This is a genomic window from Variovorax sp. ZS18.2.2, assembly GCF_024701975.1.
In the GTDB taxonomy this organism is placed as follows: domain Bacteria; phylum Pseudomonadota; class Gammaproteobacteria; order Burkholderiales; family Burkholderiaceae_C; genus Variovorax.
Window position 1 is genome coordinate 205,087 of sequence record NZ_JANLNM010000005.1, and the last position, 16,544, is coordinate 221,630.

Sequence of the window (16,544 nt, forward strand, 5' to 3'; positions counted from 1 at the left end):
CTGCCGGGCCGCTGGTATTGCCCCCGGCGAGGGGGTTGGCGAAGCGACACGAAGTGCGCGAAGGCTGGGGGAGAGCCATGCTCGTCAGTCCAGGAAGTTCTTGAGCATGGCGTGGCCGTGCTCGGTGAGGATCGATTCGGGGTGGAACTGCACGCCTTCGATGCGCACGTCGTGCGCGTATCCGGTGTGCCGCACCCCCATGATCTCGCCGTCGTCGGTCCACGCGGTGACAGCCAATGCTTTCGGGCAACTCTCGCGCTCGATCGAGAGCGAGTGGTACCGGTTGACGATGAACTTCTCGGGCAGGCCCGCGAACACGCCCTCTTGCGTGGTTGTGATCTCGCTGGTCTTGCCGTGCATCAGTTGCTGCGCGCGAATGATCTTGCCGCCGAAGGCCGCACCGATGGCCTGGTGGCCGAGGCACACGCCCAGGATGGGCAGCTTGCCCGCAAAGGCCTCGATGGCGGCTACCGACACACCCGCTTCCGCCGGCGAGCAGGGCCCGGGCGAAACGACGAGCCGGGTCACGCCGGAGGCGATCAGCTCTCCGATCTGCTCGACGGTGATCTCGTCGTTGCGATGCACCTGCACGTCCGCACCCAGCTCGCCGAAGTACTGGACGATGTTGTAGGTGAAGCTGTCGTAGTTGTCGATCATCAGCAGTTTCATGGCTTGCTCACAATCCGGTGCACGCCCTTCACGACGGGGAACACGTTGAAGTTGATCAGAAGGCCCAGCTTGAGGCCCGAGAGACGCAGCGCCGCGAGCACCTGCGCGCGGTGCAGATCGGTCAGCACATCGACCGCCTTGAGCTCGACGATGACCGACTGCTCGATCACGAAGCCCGCGCGGTACACCTCGCCGAGCGAGCGGCCCTTGTAGGTGGCCGACAGCGCCACATCGCGGGTGAAGCCGATCTCGCGCTCGGCCAGTTCGATGGCCAGCGCCGCGGCGTAGGCGCCCTCGTCGAGCCCCGTGCCGAGCACGCGCTGCACTTCGACTGCGGCGCCGATGATCTCGTGCGAAAAATCGTTCTGAATATCCGGTGCGGTGCTCATTCCAGGCCTTCCTCGACCAGTTCGGCCGCACGCAGGAGTGCGCGCGCCTTGGCCTCTGTTTCTTTCCATTCCAGCTCGGGCACCGAGTCGGCGACCACGCCGGCCGCGGCCTGCACATGCAGCATCTGGTCCTTCACGATGCCGGTGCGGATCGCGATCGCCACGTCCATGTCGCCCGCATAGCTGATGTAGCCGCAGGCGCCGCCGTAGAGGCCGCGCTTGGTGGGCTCGAGCTGGTCGATGAGTTCCATCGCATGCACCTTGGGCGCACCGGTCAGCGTACCGGCCGGGAAGGTGGCCTTGAGCACATCGATGGCGGTCATGCCGTCCTTCAGCGTGCCTTCGACGTTGCTCACGATGTGCATCACGTGGCTGTAGCGCTCCACCGCGAAGGCCTCGGTCACCTTCACGGTGCCGGTCTTGGCGATGCGGCCGATGTCGTTGCGCGCGAGGTCGATCAGCATCACATGCTCGGCGCGTTCCTTCGGATCGTTGATGAGTTCTTCCTCCGCGGCCTTGTCGAGCTCGAGCGAGGCGCCGCGCGGTCGCGTGCCGGCCAGCGGGCGGATGGTGATCTTCTGCTCGCCCTCGCCCGTGTTCTCCTGGCGCACCAGGATCTCGGGCGACGCACCGACCACGTGGAAATCGCCCAGGTGGTAGTAGTACATGTAGGGCGACGGGTTCAGCGAACGCAGCGCGCGGTACAGCGACAGCGGCGACTCGGTGTAGCGCTTGCTGATGCGCTGGCCCACTTGCACCTGCATGAAGTCGCCGGCGGCGATCATTTCCTTGGCGCGCTCCACGGCCGCGATGTAGTCGGCCTTGGCAAAGCTGCGCTCGGGCGGATGCGCCTGCGTGGGCTTCACGATGGGCGCGCTCACCGAGTACTTGAGCTTTTCCTTCAGCTCGCGCAGGCGCCGCTTGGCGTTGGCGTAGGCCTCGGGCTGCTTCGGGTCGGCGTAGACGATCAGGTAGAGCTTGCCCGAGAGGTTGTCGATGACCGCGAGTTCTTCGCACTGCAGCAGCAGGATGTCGGGGCAGCCGAGCGTATCGGGCGGGCAGCTTTTTTCGAGCTTGCGCTCGATGTGGCGCACGGTGTCGTAGCCGAAGTAGCCGGCAAGACCGCCGCAGAAGCGCGGAAGGCCCGGCCGCAGCGCCACCTTGAAGCGCTTCTGGTACTCGGCGACGAAGTCGAGCGGGTTGCCGGCGGCGGTCTCGACGACCTGCCCGTCGGTCACCACCTCGGTCACCGCCTCGGCTCCGAAACCGCTGGCGCGCAACAGCGTGCGCGCCGGCAAGCCGATGAAGCTGTAGCGCCCGAAGCGCTCGCCGCCGACGACCGATTCGAGCAGGAAGCTGTGCTTGCCGCCGCCCTGCGAGTGCGCGAGTTTGAGATAGAGGGAAAGAGGCGTCTCGAGGTCGGCAAAGGCCTCGGCCATCAGCGGGATGCGGTTGTAGCCCTGGGCGCTGAGGCTCTTGAATTCAAGTTCGGTGATCACGGATTCGTTCTCCAGTTGCCAGCCGACGCTCCTTTGGTCGGTGGCAAGGTCATTCACTGGTGGCCCGGAGTCGAAGGGATCGATCCGGCGCCGCGGGCGCACGGCGTGCGCCGTGCAATCAAACAGTCAGCGAAGTATGGCTACGCCAGGGCCAGGCTCCCCGGCTGCCTTCACCTGTTTGAATGATGTGATGAACGAACATGGAAGCGCGAGTTTAGCCCACGAAAAACGCACTACCGCACAACAAGGCAGGTTTCAGGGTTCCCCCGAAGGTCGAAACGTAAAACAAAAAGATACATTCGCACGACCGTTCGCAAATTCAAGGAGACCCCCTTGCCCGCACTTTCCATCCCGACCGCGCTCTCGCGTCTCGCCCTTCTGGCCTGCCTGACCACGGCGCTCGGCGCCTCGGCCGCGCAGGTGGACGTTGCCGGCGTCAAGCTGGAAGACCACCTCGACCTGCGCGGCACGCCCCTGCAGCTCAACGGCGCGGGCGTGCGCTTCAAGGCGATCTTCAAGGTCTACACGGCCGGCCTCTACGTCGGCAAGAAGGTCTCCACCACCGAAGAGGCCCTCGCCGCCCCCGGCCCCAAGCGCGTGGCCATCACGATGCTGCGCGACATCGACGCCAACGAACTCGGCAAGCTCTTCACCAAGGGCGTGGAAGAGAACTCGCCCAAGAGCGAAATGGTCAACCTGATCCCCGGCCTGCTGCGCATGGGCCAGATGTTCGCGGACCAGAAGCAGCTCAAGACCGGCGACACCTTCACCATCGACTGGCTGCCGGGCACCGGCACGGTGATCACGGTGCGCGGGGTGCCGCAGCCCGATCCGGTGAAGGAGCCGGCCTTCTTCAATGCGCTGCTGCGCATCTGGCTCGGCCCGAGCCCGGCCGACTGGAAGCTCAAGGACGCGCTGCTCGGCAAGTCCTAACGCCTACAGATCGGCCAGCGAATCCACGAAGCCGTCCGCATCCACGCCGCGCACCGGCTCGCCGTGGTTGTAGCCGTAGGTCACGAGCACGACCGGGCAGCCGGCCGCCCGGGCTGCGCGGGCGTCGTTGCTCGAGTCGCCGACCATCAGCGTGCGCGCCGGCACGGTGCCCAGCGCCTCGCAGGTCTTCAATAGCGGCAGCGGATCGGGCTTCTTGCGCTCGAAGGCATCGCCGCCGAACACCAGCTCGAAAAAGCCGTCCAGCCCTTTCGCGGCCATCAGCGGCTTGGCGAACGAGGTCGGCTTGTTGGTGAGGCAGGCCAGCCGTAGACCGCGTGCGCGCAGCGCCTTCAGCCCTTCGATCACGCCCGGATACACCGCCGAATACTGGCCGTTGATCGCGAGGTAGTGGTGCTGGTAGCGGTCCCAGGCGCGGTCGAAGAGTGCCTGTGCCCTGCCCTGGACATCCGCCGCACCGGCGGCCGTCATGACATGCACCAGCGCCGAATGGATCAGGTGCTCCGAGCCCTTGCCCACCATCAGTTCGATGGCGGCAGGCGGCACCGGCGGCAGCTCGAGATCGCGCAACATGCGATTCAGGGCCTCGGCGAAATCGCCGAGCGTGTCGACCATGGTGCCGTCGAGGTCGACGATGGCGGCGTCGAAGCGAGAGAGATCGAAGCTGATGGAGTTCAAGACAGACAAAGGGAGTTGTGAAAACCGCCCTTCACTCTACAGAGCATCAAAGAACCGAGTCCAAGACATACCAAGGACGCCAGACCATGGCGGAAGCCTTCAATTGAAAAAGTGCAGGCTCACGCTTTGCGGTCCTCCCTGCTGTCATCGACGATCTGCGGTCACGCTGGTCAGCGCGCGCGTCTCCCCGATCGCCATGGCCCAGAGCGCCTTGTCGGCATAACCTTGTGCAAGGCCTTCGGCCCGGAACCGGCGCGGCGGCTCGAACGGCGGTTCGGTCGACACGACGAGCGTCCCCCAGTGCATGCCGACCAGTGTCGCGGCGCCCATGTCGCGTCCCAGTGCCACGGCCTCCTCCGGCGTGACATGGACATGCGCCATCATGTTGTGCGGCTCGTAGGCGCCGATCGGAACCAGTGCCACATCGATCGGGCCCATGGTTGCGCGCAGCTGCTTGAAAAGCGTGTCGTGATAGGCGGTGTCCCCCGCGAAGTACACCCGCTTCTGGGGCGACTCGAAGACATAGCCCGACCAGAGTGACTTGTCCTGGTCAAACAGCCCGCGGGACGAAAAATGCACGGCGGGAACGCTGACGATGTTGAGCCCATCCAGCTTCAGCGAGTCGCCCCATTTCATTTCGGTGATGTTGGAAAAACCGGTCTCTCGCAGCAAGCCGCCCAGCCCTGCGGGGACGATGACATGCATCTTCTCCTTGCCCGGCAGCTGCCGCAGTGCCCGCAGATCGAGATGGTCGTAGTGGTTGTGCGAGATGACCAGCACATCGATCGGGGGAAGCTTGTCCACGGTGATGGCCGGCCCGGCGTAACGGCGCGGGCCGATGCCGTCGATGGGCGAGGCGTAGTCGTTGAGAAAGGGATCGACCAGGAGTGTCCGGCCACCGAGCCGGATCAGGAAAGCGGCATGGCCTAGCCAGGTCAGCGAATCCTGCGCGCCCTGGGCTGCCAGCATCGCCAGCGCCTGGTCGGTTGGTAACACATGTCCGGCCGGCACAGGTGGGCGGAGCTCTTCGTCTTTGGCGCCGAAGGAAGCCCACCACCACAGCGACACGTGGTCGCGCCAGGTGTTGCTGACGGTGGGACTGCCCTTGGGGTTGAGATAGCGCCCTTCGGAGGTCTGGACCGAAGAAAGCAGCTCGCCCTGCGTCGGGGGCGTTGGCGCGACAGGGAGCGACGCGGAACATGCCGACAGTCCCCATGCGGCAGTGACCGTGAGGAATGTCAGGCAGGCCACACGGCTTCGCAGCCGGCGCGCCCCGTTCATGGGGCCAGGCCCATGTGCACACCGGTCAGGCGCTCGGACTCCTCCCAGAGCCGGCGCGCCAGATCGGGGTCGCGCGCCCGGTCAACGGGCTGGACGAGCGTCGGATAGCCCTTTTTCTCGTTCTTGCCGTCGGGGCCGATGAACTGTCCGCCCTGGACTTCGAGCGCGGTCGCGGCATACAGCTGGGGCAGGACGCCCATCTCGGCTGGCTGGGCGAGGAAGCGATTGCCAAAGCGCATGAACAGCTTCAGCACGCCGCTGGGTCCGCTCAATTGCAGATGGGTCGCGGCATAGCCGGGGTGCGCAAGCACGCTCTTGATCGGCACACCGGCTGCCTTGAGCCGGCGGTCCAGCTCCAGTGCGAACAGCGCATTGGCAAACTTGGACTGCGCGTAGAAGGCGATGCGCCCGTACCCCTGCTTCCCGGTGAGGTCGTCGAAATGGATATGCCCGCTCTTGTGCAGGTCCGAGCTGAGGGTGACAACGCGGCCATCGCGGCTCTGCCGCAGGCGCGGCAACAGCAGGTTGGTCAGGACGAAATGGGCCAGATGGTTCACGCCGAACTGAAGCTCATGGCCCTGCCGGGTCAATGTGCGCGGCGGCATCATGATGCCGGCGTTGTTGACGAGGACGTCCACGGGAGTTCCTTCCGCCAACAGGCGCTCGCCGAAGGCCTTGACCTGATCGAGGTCGGCCAGGTCCAACTGGCGCAGTTCGATGTTTGCCTCCGGGCACTGCGCGCGAATCCCGGCTTCGGCGCTGCGCCCCTTTTCCATGTCGCGCACGGCCATGAGCACATGCGCGCCGCGCCTGGCCAGCTCGAGCGTGGTCAGGAAACCCAGCCCGCTGTTGGCGCCGGTGACGACGATGCGACGGCCCTGCTGGTCCGGAATGTCTGCGGCGACCCACGAACGCCGGCTCGTGTCGGCCCGAGGGCTGCTTTGTCGTATTGCTGCGAATTCCATTTGGTCACTCCTATCTTTACAACGTTCAGATTGAGTTTGAGCTCAAATTTGAACACTGTCAAGATTGACCATGACGAGCTCCTGGCGGAGCATGGTTTTCGAATCTCGGCGGACGAATGGAGCTGCTGGCCGATCTCACGCCCAGCGATGGGCATGCGTTCAGAACGACAGAATGGGAGACGACGGGAGCGCAACCGCATACCATTCGCTGCCGTTGCAGATCAGTCCGGGCCGCTACGGCTGCAGTGTCTCCATGTCGAATAGATCGATGAAAATTCAGAACGTCGAAGATCTGCGTCTCCTGGTCGAGGCCGCGCGCACTGGCTCTCTCACCGCCGCCGCCCAGGTGCTGAAGGTGACGCCGGCCACTGCCAGCAGCATGCTCAAGCGACTCGAGGGCCAACTGGGGACGAGACTCTTCGAGCGATCCACGCGTTCCATCCGACTGACGAGCCAGGGCCAGAACCTGTTGGGCTATGCCAGCCGCGCATTGGCGTTGATCGACGAAGGTGAGGCGCAGGCACTGTCGGAAAGCTTCACGTTGTCAGGGATGGTGCGCGTCGCGGCGCCGTCGGACCTGGCTCGCAGCGTATTGCTGCCATGGTTCAACGAGTTTCTCGCGGCCAACCCGGCCTTGCGTCTGGGACTGTCGGTCAGCGACAGCGTGCACGATGTGCTGCGCGCCCCCGTCGATGTCGCCCTGCGCTACGGAGCGGCCACGGACCCGAGCGCCGTCGTGCGAGGCCTCGCCACGACGCGACGCGTGCTGTGCGCGTCACCGCGCTATCTCGAGCGTTTTGGCGCGCCTCGATCGCCCGAAGATTTGCATCGCCACAACTGCCTGATCTTCGAACTGCGCAGCACACGGTATGTCGACTGGCGTTTCGAGCGGGATGGTGAATGGGCGAGCGTGAAGGTGGCAGGCGATCGCGAGGTGGACGACGCCGCCATCGCTCACCAGTGGGCGCTGGCGGGCGAGGGCCTCCTCTACAAGTCGGAACTGGATTTGATTCACGATCTGGCGTCGGGCCAACTGGTGCGCCTGCTGCCGCAGTGGCGCGGCGAACACTACCCGTTGAACGCAGTGTTTGCCAGCAATCGCTTCATGCCGCTGCGTGTGAGGAGCCTGGTCGATTTCCTTGCCGCTCGTCTGGCGGAGGTTCCGATGCTGAAAGCCTCCGCGTAAGTCGGCGTGCCAAGGCAGGCCGCATGCGCTTCGACGCACCCGCAGACAGCCATGCAGGCGAGCAGATATCGCCTCAACATCAGAAACCCGGCTGGCCAGCGGCGAGCGGCTTGAAGCGGTAGACCCGATAGGGCGCCTTGTTCTTCGCAATGCCGTCGGCTTGCAAGGCGCTCGTCAATGTCAGCTGTGCGGCGCCGGTGTACATGTGGCCGTCGCTGTTGTAGGTCACGCCATCGGGCCACACCATGTCGGGATCGGCGACGAAGCGTCGGTACTTGCGGGTGTCGGGCGGGATGATGCCAATGGCGCGTTCGCCGACCTCGGTGAGGTAGAGGTTGTCGGCGCGGTCGATCGACAGGCCGCCGTTGAAGGGCTTGTCTGCATAGGTCTGGACCTTGGCGCCAAGCCCGGCCGCATCCAGCTTGCGATCGAGCAGGTCGCTCATGCGAATGCGGTACATCCTGTAGCCGGACAGCGGTGCGAAATAGAGCCATTCGCTCCGGTGATCCAGTGCGATGCCGTCCACGCCCACATGAAGCGCGAAGGTCCCGGCGGTCGATGTGCCCTGGTCCCACCGGATAGGTTCCTTGACGGGTTGGACGCTCGGGTGCCCCTGCAGAAGGCGGCGACTCTTGCCGGTCGCAAGATCGACGACCACCAGCGCGGCCTTGTCGCCCGTACCTTTGGAGTCTTCGCCGATGGCCTCGTCTGCCACAACGATCACGTTGTGCTTTGCGTCCACCACGAAGTCGTTGTGCTGTGACTCGGTCACCGTGGCCTCACCGCTGATTCGTATGACACGCTCCAGCTTGTTGCGACGGGTGTTCCACCCCACCAGCTTGGGCACCAGGCCTGCGGGCCGCCCGGCCGCCTTGTCCACCGACTTGGCCGAGTCCAGCATCCAGAGGATGCCCTTGCTGTCCGTGTGCAGGCCGAGCACCCAGTCGAGGCAGTGATCGAACGCCTGTTTCCAGCTGCCGTCGGGGTTCTTGCAACTTTGCCAATCGACACCTGGATAGGGCGTCGTGGACTTGCGGTCCTCGTTCAGGAGCGCGACCTGCACGGCCGGTGAGTAGAAGGGGTGGTAGCCGATCACGATCCTGCCGTTCCCCAACTGGGTGATGCCGCCGACACCGGCCGCATCGAGTTCTGCATAGAGCTCCGGCTTCGCCGCGGGGGCATCGCTCGCGTTGGCTTCGGCGTACGCGGAAAACGGCGCAGCGGCGGCCGCGAAGATGCAGGCGAAGCCTGCCAGGACGGCGCGCATGCGGCTGCGGGAAATCATGTTCACTTGTCAGTCTCCTGTCGTTGGGGGCTGTCCGGCGTCGATCGTGTCGCGGACGCTCGGCGAGTCAGTGTCATGGCGGCGCAGACGCATGAAAAGCTGCGAAACGACGAAACACTTTCAACGAATCCCGGGAAATCCGGCAGAGACTGGCGATCCGTCGGCGGCCAGAACGTGTTCTGCGATCGCGCCGACAGCGGTGATTTGCATGCACCCCCCCGCGCACTGAAAAAGTGTTTCCCGCCTCGAAGCTTGGCGCCGCACGGGATAGGCGATGCAATCGCCCGCATCAAATTACAACGGAGACAACCAGCATGCACCGCATCCCAGCCACTCGCCTGCGATCCGCCACGACGGCCGCCTTGCTCGGCCTGGTCGCCATCGCTTCTGTACACGCGCAGGACCGATACCCCACCAAGGCCATCCGGCTGGTGGTGCCGTTTCCCGCCGGCACCGCGCCCGATGTGATGGCGCGCTACTGGGGCGACCGGGTGAGCAAGCAACTGCAGCAGCCGGTGATCGTGGAAAACCGGGCCGGTGCGTCGACCATCGTCGGGACGCAGGCCGTCGTCACTTCGCCCGCGGACGGCTACACGCTGCTCTACACCGCCAGCGGCACGGTCACGATCAACCCCTTCGCCTACAAGAAGCTCCCTTACCAGCCGCAGGACCTGGTGCCGGTCACGCGCATGCTGTCCATTCCGCTCGTGGTCTCGGTGCCGACGGAGTCGCCCTACAAGACGCTGGCCGACCTCATCAAGGCGGCCAAGACGAGGCCCGGCCAGGTGAGCTACGCGTCCTACGGCATGGGCACCGTGCCCCACATGTCGATGGCCTATTTCGCCAACAGCGCGGGGCTGGCGCTCAACCACATCCCCTATCGCGACGGCGGCCTGACCGACCTGATCGGGGGCCGGGTGGACGTGGCGTTCTCGCCCATCGCGGACGTGCTGCCCTACATCAAGGCCGGCAAGGTCCGGCCCCTGGCCGTGTCCAGTGTCCGCAGGCTCGACTCGCTGGCCCAGGTGCCGACCGTGGCGGAGAGTTTTCCCGGCTTCGAAGGCGATTCATGGCACGGCGTCTTCGCGCTCAAGGGCACGCCGCAATCGGTCATCGACCAGCTGGGCGCGGTGTCGCGCCGCATCGCGGAGTCGGGCGAGTACCGGCAGTACCTGAGCGAGTTCGGATTGGTGCCGGTGGGCGGCTCGCCGGCAGATTTCGCCCAGGTCATCGAAGCCGAGTCCAGGCGCTGGGCCAAGGTGGTCAAGGACAACAGCATCTCGCTTGAATAGCCCCTGCCGGCCTTTGGGCTTGCCGTCATCGGCGTCGCGCCGGCCGCACCGCCGACGCGGTTGAAGAAGAAGAAGAAAAAGAAGAACAGGCATTCCCCGCAGGGCGCGGTCGGGCGCACGATCGATGCGATGCACGCGGCGAGCGCGGCCATCTCGTGCACCATGATTTTTTTCGGCCCGGCATTGCGGGTTCCGGCAGTCTCGTTCGGCAGACAGGCAATTCATCCGAACGAAACACCTGCCGCCATGCCGCCAGACCCCACCTCCCACGCCGGCGGCCTCGCGCCCGGCCCGCACCCTTCGCACGACACCGACCGGCGCCGCGCCCGGTTCGCGCTGCCCCAGGCGTTCTGGATCGGCCTGACCCTCGCCACGCCGATCGCGGCCCTCGCGGGCTGGTACTTCTTCGGGCTGGACCGCTTCGGCGCCTGGTCGAGCGATGCATGGAGCCGCTGGCTGATGCTGGGGTCGGCCGCCTTCGTCGTCCTGCTGCATTTGGTGATCCTGGCGATGCTGATCGCCGAGGCAAGACCCGTCGAGCGTCCGCCGCAAGAGCCGCCGCCCTGACGCAGCCGCCTGGCCCGCACCCTTTTCCAGAACGGAGACCGACTTGATTTTTCTTCCCGCACGCCTGCGGGCGGCCTGTCGCCGCCTGTTCCGGATCACCCTGTCGGTCCTTGCGGCCAGCGTCCTGATCGTTGCCTGCGGCGGCAGCGGCGGCGGCACGGCCGCATCGCCCGCGCCCCTGCTCGCCAAGAACCCCGCCGAGGCGACACCGCCCGGTCCGCGCGACTGCTCGGTCACGCTCGAGGCGACTCGATCCTGCACGGCGCCTACGGCTACAACCAGCGCCTGCCCGAACCGCCCGCCGCCGTGCTCAAGCGCATGCGCCCCGCCTACACGGTGATCGACAACGCGGTGGCGGGCACCGCGGCGATCCAGCGCGAGCCCAGTTTCGTGGCCACGCCGGTCACCACCCGTTTCGTGGTGCTGGAGCACGGCATCAACGACGGGCAGCTCGGCTATCCCTACGAGGCGCCGCTGCGCAGCATGGTCGCGCATGTCCAGGCGGCGGGCCGCACGCCGGTCATCACCGGGCTCACGCGGCAGCCGCAGCCCGTGCGCGGACGCGACTTCTACGACGGCATGGCCCGGCAGATCGCCGACGAGACCGGCGCGCTGTTCGCCGACTGGGGCTCCGTGGGCTTTTCACCGGACGAAATGGCGGACGTGCTGCACCCGGGCCCGATCTACAGCGAGCGCCTCGTGGCGCGCCTTGTCTCCCTGCTCGACAAGGCGGCACCCGAGTGCGTGCACTGACTTTTTTCAGACGCGCACCCGTCGATTACGGGTTTTGACGACCCCGTTCGGCAAGTCATCGAAGTTCACACCAAAGCCCCGCCTCCCCTCAACCAGCCTGGAGCCCCAATGAGCACCTTCGGCCTCGCCACCCCCTCCCGTTTCGCCCTTGGCGCCGCCTGGCTGGCGCGCAGGATGGGCGGATCGCGCCCTGCCGCAGCGCCCCCGCCGGCCGGCGGGCGGAAGAAGCCCGTTCCCACCGCCGCCCGCGAAAGCGTCGACCTGCGGCAGCCGCTGCGCGCGATGTCGCAGGCCCAGGGACCGATGCTGGCGCGCCTGGGCATCGACTTCAATCTGTTCCTTCCGGACGATCCGCTGCTGGTGTTCGCGATCCCCGACGAACTCCACGCGCTCATCGGGGACATCGTCGGCGTAGCCACCGAGGTGCTGCAGCCAGACACGACGCTGCACGTGATGGCCCGCATCGACGGCGGGCATGCGGTGGTCAACTGGTGCGACACCGGCGCCGGGACGCAGCGCCTCGCCGCGGCGTTCAGCCGGCCGGCCAGCGCAGCGGACGACCGCATCCGGGCCTGCCAGGCGGTCGTGAGCCGGCACGGCGCGCGCATCTACACCGCGCCCTCGCCGCTGGGCGACGGCTGCCTCACCCTGCGGTTTCCGCTGCAGGGCCGCTACGGCACGCGTTCATCCGGTTTCCTGTGATGCACGGCACGCTGTCCCTGCCCATGCGGCACCACAACGCCCCTTCGCCCTCGCGGTTCACCCTGTCGCGCCGGGCCGATGGGCTCTGCATCGGCTGCGCGGCGGCCGCGCTGGCGGCGGCCGGGTTCGCGCTCTCCTTGAGCCTCAGCGTCTGCAAACAGCCGGCCGGCGGCGCCGACCGTTCCACGCTCGCACCCATCCTGCGCGGCAGCGCCGACCCGGGCCCTCGCGGCGCGCGCTGCGTCGTCCCCAGCCCTGCTGCCGCACCGGCCGCCGGCGCACGCCCGACCCGCGCCGGCAAACGGCGCGCGATCATTGTTTAAATCCGTTACTCGAGTGAGATAAATTCATGCTCGCAAGCCTCGCTCCGTTTTCGAACGACTTGCACACCCACCCCTCCATGCCGGACCGCGTCCCTCCTTCCCGTGTCGAAACCCTCTATGGCGAGCACCATGGATGGCTGCTGGGTTGGCTGCGCCGCAAGCTGGGCAACGCTTTCGATGCGGCCGACCTTGCGCAGGACACCTTCATGCGCATGCTGGGCCGGCCGCGCGAGCTGGACGAGGTGCGCGAGCCGCGGGCATGGCTCACCACCATCGCCCACGGCCTGGTGGTCGACCACGTGCGCCGTCGCACGCTCGAGCGCGCCTGCCTCGACGCCATCGCGAGCCTGCCCGAGCAGCAGGCGCCCTCGCCCGAAACGCAGCTGATGCTGATCGAGGCGCTGGTGCGCATCGACGCCATGCTCGACGGCCTGCCGGCGAAAGCGCGCAGCGCCTTCCTGCTCTCGCGGCTGGACGGCCTGAACTACAACGAGATCGCCGAGCGGCTGCATGTGAGCCTGAGCTCGGTCGAAAAGTACATGGCAAGCGCGATCCGCCACTGCCTGGCCCTGAAATGAAACCGGCATTCCTCGACCCCACCGCCAGCGGCCAGAGCCCGCAGGCCCTGCTCGACCAGGCCATCGCCTGGGCCGTGCGCCTCGGCTCGGGCAGCGCCGACGCCGGCGTGCACGACGCCTGCGGCGCATGGCGCGCCGCGCATCCTTCGCACGAAGAAGCCTGGCAGCAGGTGCAGGCGGTGGAAGACGCCTTCCGCCAGGTGCCGGCCGTGGGGGGCACGAGCGGCGCGTTGGCACATGGCGCGCTCCAGGCCGCGACCCGGGCCCGCACGCAAAGCCGGCGCAGCGCCCTCGGCGTGATGGGCCTGGCCCTCACCGGCGGCGTGCTCGGCCTCCTGGTCTGGCGCGAGGCGCCCTGGCTGCAGCGCACCGACTACGCCACCGCCGTCGGTGAGCGCCGGCGCGTGACGCTGGCGGACGGCACCGAGCTGAACCTGAACACCGGCTCCGAGGTGCAGGTGGTCTTCTCGCCGCGCCAGCGCCTGATCGTGCTGCGCCGCGGCGAACTCTTCGTGCGCACCGGCAGCGATGCCGGGGCGATGTTCGGCAAGCGCACCTTCTGGGTCCATGCACCGCAGGCGCGCTTCGAGGCGCTCGGCACGCGCTTCGGCGTGCGGCAGCAGGACGGCGAGACCCGGCTCTCGCTGACCGAAGGCCGCGTCGCCATCCATGCCGGCGACGCGCCGCGGGTCGTGGCGCAGGCCGGCGACGGCTACGTCATCCGCGGCGACGCGACCGCGCCGCAGCGCATCGTGGACCGCAGCTTCGAGGCCGACGCCTGGACCGACGGCGCGATCGTGGCCCGGCAGATGCGCCTGGATGCCTTCGTGGCCGAACTGGCGCGCTACCGCGACGCACCGCTGCGTTGCGATCCGGAGATCGCGTCACTGCGCGTGTCCGGCGTGTTCCAGCTCGGCGGGCCCGACCCGGTCGGCCGCGCGCTCGACGCGCTGGTGCGCACGCTGCCGGTGAAACTCGAACGTGGAGCGGACGGCACATTGACTGTCTCGAAACGTTGAGCCGGATTCGCGCGGCCCGCCGAGCCCTGGTCCACGCGCTGCTGCCCTTGGGCATCGCGCTGGGCCTGGCCGCGCCTGCCGGCCGCGCGTGGGCGGACGCGGTCGAGCCCGCGCGCCAGAGTTTCGAGGTGCCGGCCGGCGCGCTGGAAGACGCGCTCAACAGCTTCGCGCGGCAGGCCGGCATCACACTGTCCTTCGACCCGGCGCGGGTGCGCGGGCGCGCCGCGCCTGCGCTCGCCGGCGACCGCACGGTGGACGAGGGACTGGCCGCGCTGCTGGCCCCGCATGGGCTGGAAGCGGTGCGCAGCAGCGGCGGCGCCTACCTGATACGGCCCTCGACGACGGCGCCGCCCCCCAGCACCAGCCACGAACAGCTGCCCGCGGTCGTCGTCACCGCCGAGGCCGAGCGCGCGGACGGCCCGGTCGACGGCTACGTCGCCCGGCGCAGCGCCACCGCGACCAAGACCGACACGCCGATCGTCGAGACGCCCCGTTCCATCACCGTGGTCACTCGCAACCAGATGGACGACCAGGCGGTGCAGACCGCCGAACAGTCGCTGCGCTATTCGGCCGGCGTGCTGACCGAGGTCACTGGCTACGACCTGCGCTTCTCGTCGCTCACGGTGCGCGGCTTTGCGCCCGCCGAATTTCTCGACGGCTTCAAGCTCACCACCTCGAGCCCGTACACGGGATGGCTTGCCGAACCGCAGGGGCTGGAGCGCGTGGAGCTGCTGAGGGGTCCGAGCGCCGCCCTCTATGACCAGACGGTGCCCGGCGGGGCCATCAACATGGTGTCCAAGCGTCCCACCGCGCAAACGCTGCGCGAGGTGAGCCTCTCGGTGGGCAACCACGACCGCTACCAGGGCAGCCTCGATCTCGGCGGCACGCTGAACGCAGACGGCAGCCTGCTGTTCCGGCTCAACGCCGTCCTGCGCAACAGCGGCAGCCAGACCGACTTCGGGCGCGACGACCGCAGCTATATCGCACCTGCGCTGACATGGAAGCCCTCGTCGCGCACCACCGTCACGCTGCTGGCCGACGCCACGCGCGACCGCATGACGCCCAAGAGTGCGTGGCCCCAGTACGCGCTCGTCGTGCCCAACCCCAACGGGCAGATTCCGGTGAACCGCTTCATCGGGGAGCCCGGCGTAGACCACTACGACCGCGAGACGTCCTCGCTCACCTACCTGCTGTCGCACCGCATCGACGACAACTGGACCTTCCGCCAGAACGCACGCTATTCCGCGCTCAATCTCGACTACCTGCAGATCTCCGGCACCGCCTTCCGCGACGATCAGCGCACGCTCGACCGCAGCATCCTCCTCTGGCGCGACAGAATCCGCGTGGCCTCGATCGACAACCAGATCGAAGGGCGTCTGCGCACCGGCTCCCTCGACCACACGCTCCTGGTGGGGATGGACCTCCAGCGCTATTCGAGCGAGAGGGAAGGCGGCCAGGACCTCGCGCCTCCCATCGATGCTTTTGCGCCGGTCTATGACTTGCGTCGGAACGCCAGCCTCAACGGGTACCTGGCCAGCCTCCGACTTCCCCAGTCGACCGACAAGGTCAAGCAGTTCGGCGTGTACGTGCAGGACCAGATTCGCTCGGGCCCCTGGTCCGCAAGCCTTGCCGTGCGCCACGACCGGGCCGAGTCCCAAGCGAGCCCGAACTTCGGCCTCAGCGCCTCGGACAGCAAGACCACCTACAACGCAGGCCTGTTGTACGTCAGCGAAAGCGGCCTCAACCCGTACGCCAGCTATGCGACCTCGTTCACACCCGTGCCGGGCGTCGGCACCGATGGCCTGCGCAACAAGCCTGAGCTCGGGCGGCAGTTCGAAGTGGGACTGAAATACCGCCCCCCGGGCATGGATGCGCTCTTCACGCTGTCGGCCTTCGACCTGCGCAAGAACAACGTCACGACCAGCAGTCCGCTATCGCCCGGCTTCACCCTGCAGATCGGCGAAGTTCGCACCAGCGGCCCGGAGTTCGAAGCCAGGGCCTCGTTGACGGAGCAGATCAAGATGGTGGCCAGCGTCACCCTCCTCAACGCCAAGGTCACGCGCAGCCTGAGGTATGAAGAATTGGGCAAGCAGCCGACGCAGACCGCGCGCAAGACCGCCGCCCTCTGGCTCGACTACCGCTTCGCCAACCCCGAGCTGCAGGGCTGGAGCATCGGCGGCGGCGTGCGCTACGTCGACAAGGTACCCGCCGACGTGGCCAACACCGTCTTCAATCCGGCCTACACGCTGGTCGATGCGGCCCTGCGCTACGACCGCGGCCCCTACAGCTTCGCGCTGAACGCCACCAACCTGTTCGACAAACGCTACGTGTCGGGCCTCGGCCAGTTCTTCGGGCAAGGGCGCACGCTGCAGGCGAAGGCCACCTACCGCTGGTAGCGGGCGCCTTC

General features: G+C 67.2%; 17 protein-coding genes. 10 read left to right on the forward strand and 7 right to left on the reverse strand.

Annotated features, from left to right (window positions below; all coding sequences use genetic code 11):
* Positions 1-84: 84 nt before the first annotated feature.
* From NU688_RS20325 to trpE, 3 genes are read right to left on the reverse strand one after another with little or no spacing between them, the layout of a single operon-like run.
* The gene (locus tag NU688_RS20325) at positions 85-669 is read right to left on the reverse strand and encodes an aminodeoxychorismate/anthranilate synthase component II (protein WP_257862606.1); all 585 of its coding nucleotides are present in this window, start codon (positions 667-669) and stop codon (positions 85-87) included.
* Positions 666-1,058, reverse strand: coding sequence for a GxxExxY protein (locus tag NU688_RS20330; RefSeq protein WP_124465528.1), 393 nt, complete (start codon positions 1,056-1,058; stop codon positions 666-668). The genes NU688_RS20325 and NU688_RS20330 overlap by 4 nt, the downstream gene beginning before the upstream one ends.
* The gene (trpE, locus tag NU688_RS20335; protein ID WP_257862607.1) at positions 1,055-2,557 is read right to left on the reverse strand and encodes an anthranilate synthase component I; all 1,503 of its coding nucleotides are present in this window, start codon (positions 2,555-2,557) and stop codon (positions 1,055-1,057) included. The genes NU688_RS20330 and trpE overlap by 4 nt, the downstream gene beginning before the upstream one ends.
* Positions 2,558-2,890: 333 nt before the next feature.
* Between trpE and NU688_RS20340 the strand changes: the two genes are divergently transcribed.
* On the forward strand, positions 2,891-3,490 hold the full coding sequence (locus NU688_RS20340; protein ID WP_257862608.1) for a chalcone isomerase family protein: 600 nt from the start codon (positions 2,891-2,893) through the stop codon (positions 3,488-3,490).
* A gap of 3 nt (positions 3,491-3,493) precedes the next feature.
* Here NU688_RS20340 and NU688_RS20345 read toward each other — a convergent pair whose 3' ends face one another.
* The 3 genes from NU688_RS20345 to NU688_RS20355 form a co-directional block, all read right to left on the reverse strand.
* Positions 3,494-4,186, reverse strand: coding sequence for a phosphoglycolate phosphatase (locus NU688_RS20345; protein ID WP_257862609.1), 693 nt, complete (start codon positions 4,184-4,186; stop codon positions 3,494-3,496).
* A gap of 144 nt (positions 4,187-4,330) precedes the next feature.
* Positions 4,331-5,467 (reverse strand): MBL fold metallo-hydrolase, encoded by a 1,137-nt coding sequence (locus NU688_RS20350; protein WP_257862610.1) that lies wholly within the window; start codon positions 5,465-5,467, stop codon positions 4,331-4,333.
* Positions 5,464-6,432 carry an oxidoreductase gene (locus NU688_RS20355; RefSeq protein ID WP_257862611.1) on the reverse strand — a complete coding sequence of 323 codons (969 nt, stop codon included), beginning with the start codon at positions 6,430-6,432 and terminating at the stop codon, positions 5,464-5,466. The genes NU688_RS20350 and NU688_RS20355 overlap by 4 nt, the downstream gene beginning before the upstream one ends.
* Positions 6,433-6,700: 268 nt before the next feature.
* Here NU688_RS20355 and NU688_RS20360 point away from each other — a divergent pair, with 268 nt between their 5' ends.
* The gene (locus tag NU688_RS20360; protein WP_257862612.1) at positions 6,701-7,618 is read left to right on the forward strand and encodes a LysR family transcriptional regulator; all 918 of its coding nucleotides are present in this window, start codon (positions 6,701-6,703) and stop codon (positions 7,616-7,618) included.
* Between the two features lie 79 nt (positions 7,619-7,697).
* On the opposite strand, the gene NU688_RS20365 is transcribed toward NU688_RS20360, so the two are convergent.
* Complete coding sequence (locus tag NU688_RS20365) at positions 7,698-8,903, reverse strand: major royal jelly family protein (RefSeq protein WP_257862833.1); 1,206 nt, start codon at positions 8,901-8,903, stop codon at positions 7,698-7,700.
* A 314-nt stretch (positions 8,904-9,217) separates the two neighbouring features.
* On the opposite strand from NU688_RS20365, the gene NU688_RS20370 reads away from it, so the two are divergent.
* From NU688_RS20370 to NU688_RS20405, 8 genes are all read left to right on the forward strand, one after another.
* Positions 9,218-10,195 (forward strand): tripartite tricarboxylate transporter substrate binding protein, encoded by a 978-nt coding sequence (locus NU688_RS20370; RefSeq protein WP_257862613.1) that lies wholly within the window; start codon positions 9,218-9,220, stop codon positions 10,193-10,195.
* Between the two features lie 60 nt (positions 10,196-10,255).
* A complete protein-coding gene (locus tag NU688_RS20375; protein WP_257862614.1) occupies positions 10,256-10,762 on the forward strand; it encodes a hypothetical protein in 507 nt (168 codons plus the stop codon).
* A 255-nt stretch (positions 10,763-11,017) separates the two neighbouring features.
* Entirely contained in the window at positions 11,018-11,515 is a 498-nt protein-coding gene (locus NU688_RS20380) for a hypothetical protein (RefSeq protein ID WP_374684672.1), read from the forward strand.
* A 108-nt stretch (positions 11,516-11,623) separates the two neighbouring features.
* Entirely contained in the window at positions 11,624-12,217 is a 594-nt protein-coding gene (locus NU688_RS20385; RefSeq protein WP_257862616.1) for a hypothetical protein, read from the forward strand.
* The gene (locus tag NU688_RS20390) at positions 12,217-12,540 is read left to right on the forward strand and encodes a hypothetical protein (RefSeq protein ID WP_257862617.1); all 324 of its coding nucleotides are present in this window, start codon (positions 12,217-12,219) and stop codon (positions 12,538-12,540) included. The genes NU688_RS20385 and NU688_RS20390 overlap by 1 nt, the downstream gene beginning before the upstream one ends.
* A 77-nt stretch (positions 12,541-12,617) precedes the next feature.
* Entirely contained in the window at positions 12,618-13,118 is a 501-nt protein-coding gene (locus NU688_RS20395; protein ID WP_257862618.1) for a sigma-70 family RNA polymerase sigma factor, read from the forward strand.
* On the forward strand, positions 13,115-14,137 hold the full coding sequence (locus tag NU688_RS20400) for a FecR domain-containing protein (protein WP_257862619.1): 1,023 nt from the start codon (positions 13,115-13,117) through the stop codon (positions 14,135-14,137). Before NU688_RS20395 ends, NU688_RS20400 begins: the two co-directional genes overlap by 4 nt.
* Positions 14,134-16,533, forward strand: coding sequence for a TonB-dependent siderophore receptor (locus NU688_RS20405; protein ID WP_257862620.1), 2,400 nt, complete (start codon positions 14,134-14,136; stop codon positions 16,531-16,533). Before NU688_RS20400 ends, NU688_RS20405 begins: the two co-directional genes overlap by 4 nt.
* Positions 16,534-16,544 lie beyond the last annotated feature (11 nt).

What these genes read in the sequence shown, in the direction of transcription:
- NU688_RS20330 (WP_124465528.1), bottom strand. Translation starts at nt 1,058, where the DNA reads ATGAGCACCGCACCGGATATTCAGAACGATTTTTCGCACGAGATCATC.
- NU688_RS20400 (WP_257862619.1), top strand. Translation starts at nt 13,115, where the DNA reads ATGAAACCGGCATTCCTCGACCCCACCGCCAGCGGCCAGAGCCCGCAG.
- NU688_RS20350 (WP_257862610.1), bottom strand. Translation starts at nt 5,467, where the DNA reads ATGAACGGGGCGCGCCGGCTGCGAAGCCGTGTGGCCTGCCTGACATTC.
- NU688_RS20385 (WP_257862616.1), top strand. Translation starts at nt 11,624, where the DNA reads ATGAGCACCTTCGGCCTCGCCACCCCCTCCCGTTTCGCCCTTGGCGCC.
- NU688_RS20355 (WP_257862611.1), bottom strand. Translation starts at nt 6,432, where the DNA reads ATGGAATTCGCAGCAATACGACAAAGCAGCCCTCGGGCCGACACGAGC.
- NU688_RS20395 (WP_257862618.1), top strand. Translation starts at nt 12,618, where the DNA reads ATGCCGGACCGCGTCCCTCCTTCCCGTGTCGAAACCCTCTATGGCGAG.
- NU688_RS20370 (WP_257862613.1), top strand. Translation starts at nt 9,218, where the DNA reads ATGCACCGCATCCCAGCCACTCGCCTGCGATCCGCCACGACGGCCGCC.
- NU688_RS20325 (WP_257862606.1), bottom strand. Translation starts at nt 669, where the DNA reads ATGAAACTGCTGATGATCGACAACTACGACAGCTTCACCTACAACATC.
- NU688_RS20390 (WP_257862617.1), top strand. Translation starts at nt 12,217, where the DNA reads ATGCACGGCACGCTGTCCCTGCCCATGCGGCACCACAACGCCCCTTCG.
- NU688_RS20365 (WP_257862833.1), bottom strand. Translation starts at nt 8,903, where the DNA reads ATGATTTCCCGCAGCCGCATGCGCGCCGTCCTGGCAGGCTTCGCCTGC.
- NU688_RS20360 (WP_257862612.1), top strand. Translation starts at nt 6,701, where the DNA reads ATGAAAATTCAGAACGTCGAAGATCTGCGTCTCCTGGTCGAGGCCGCG.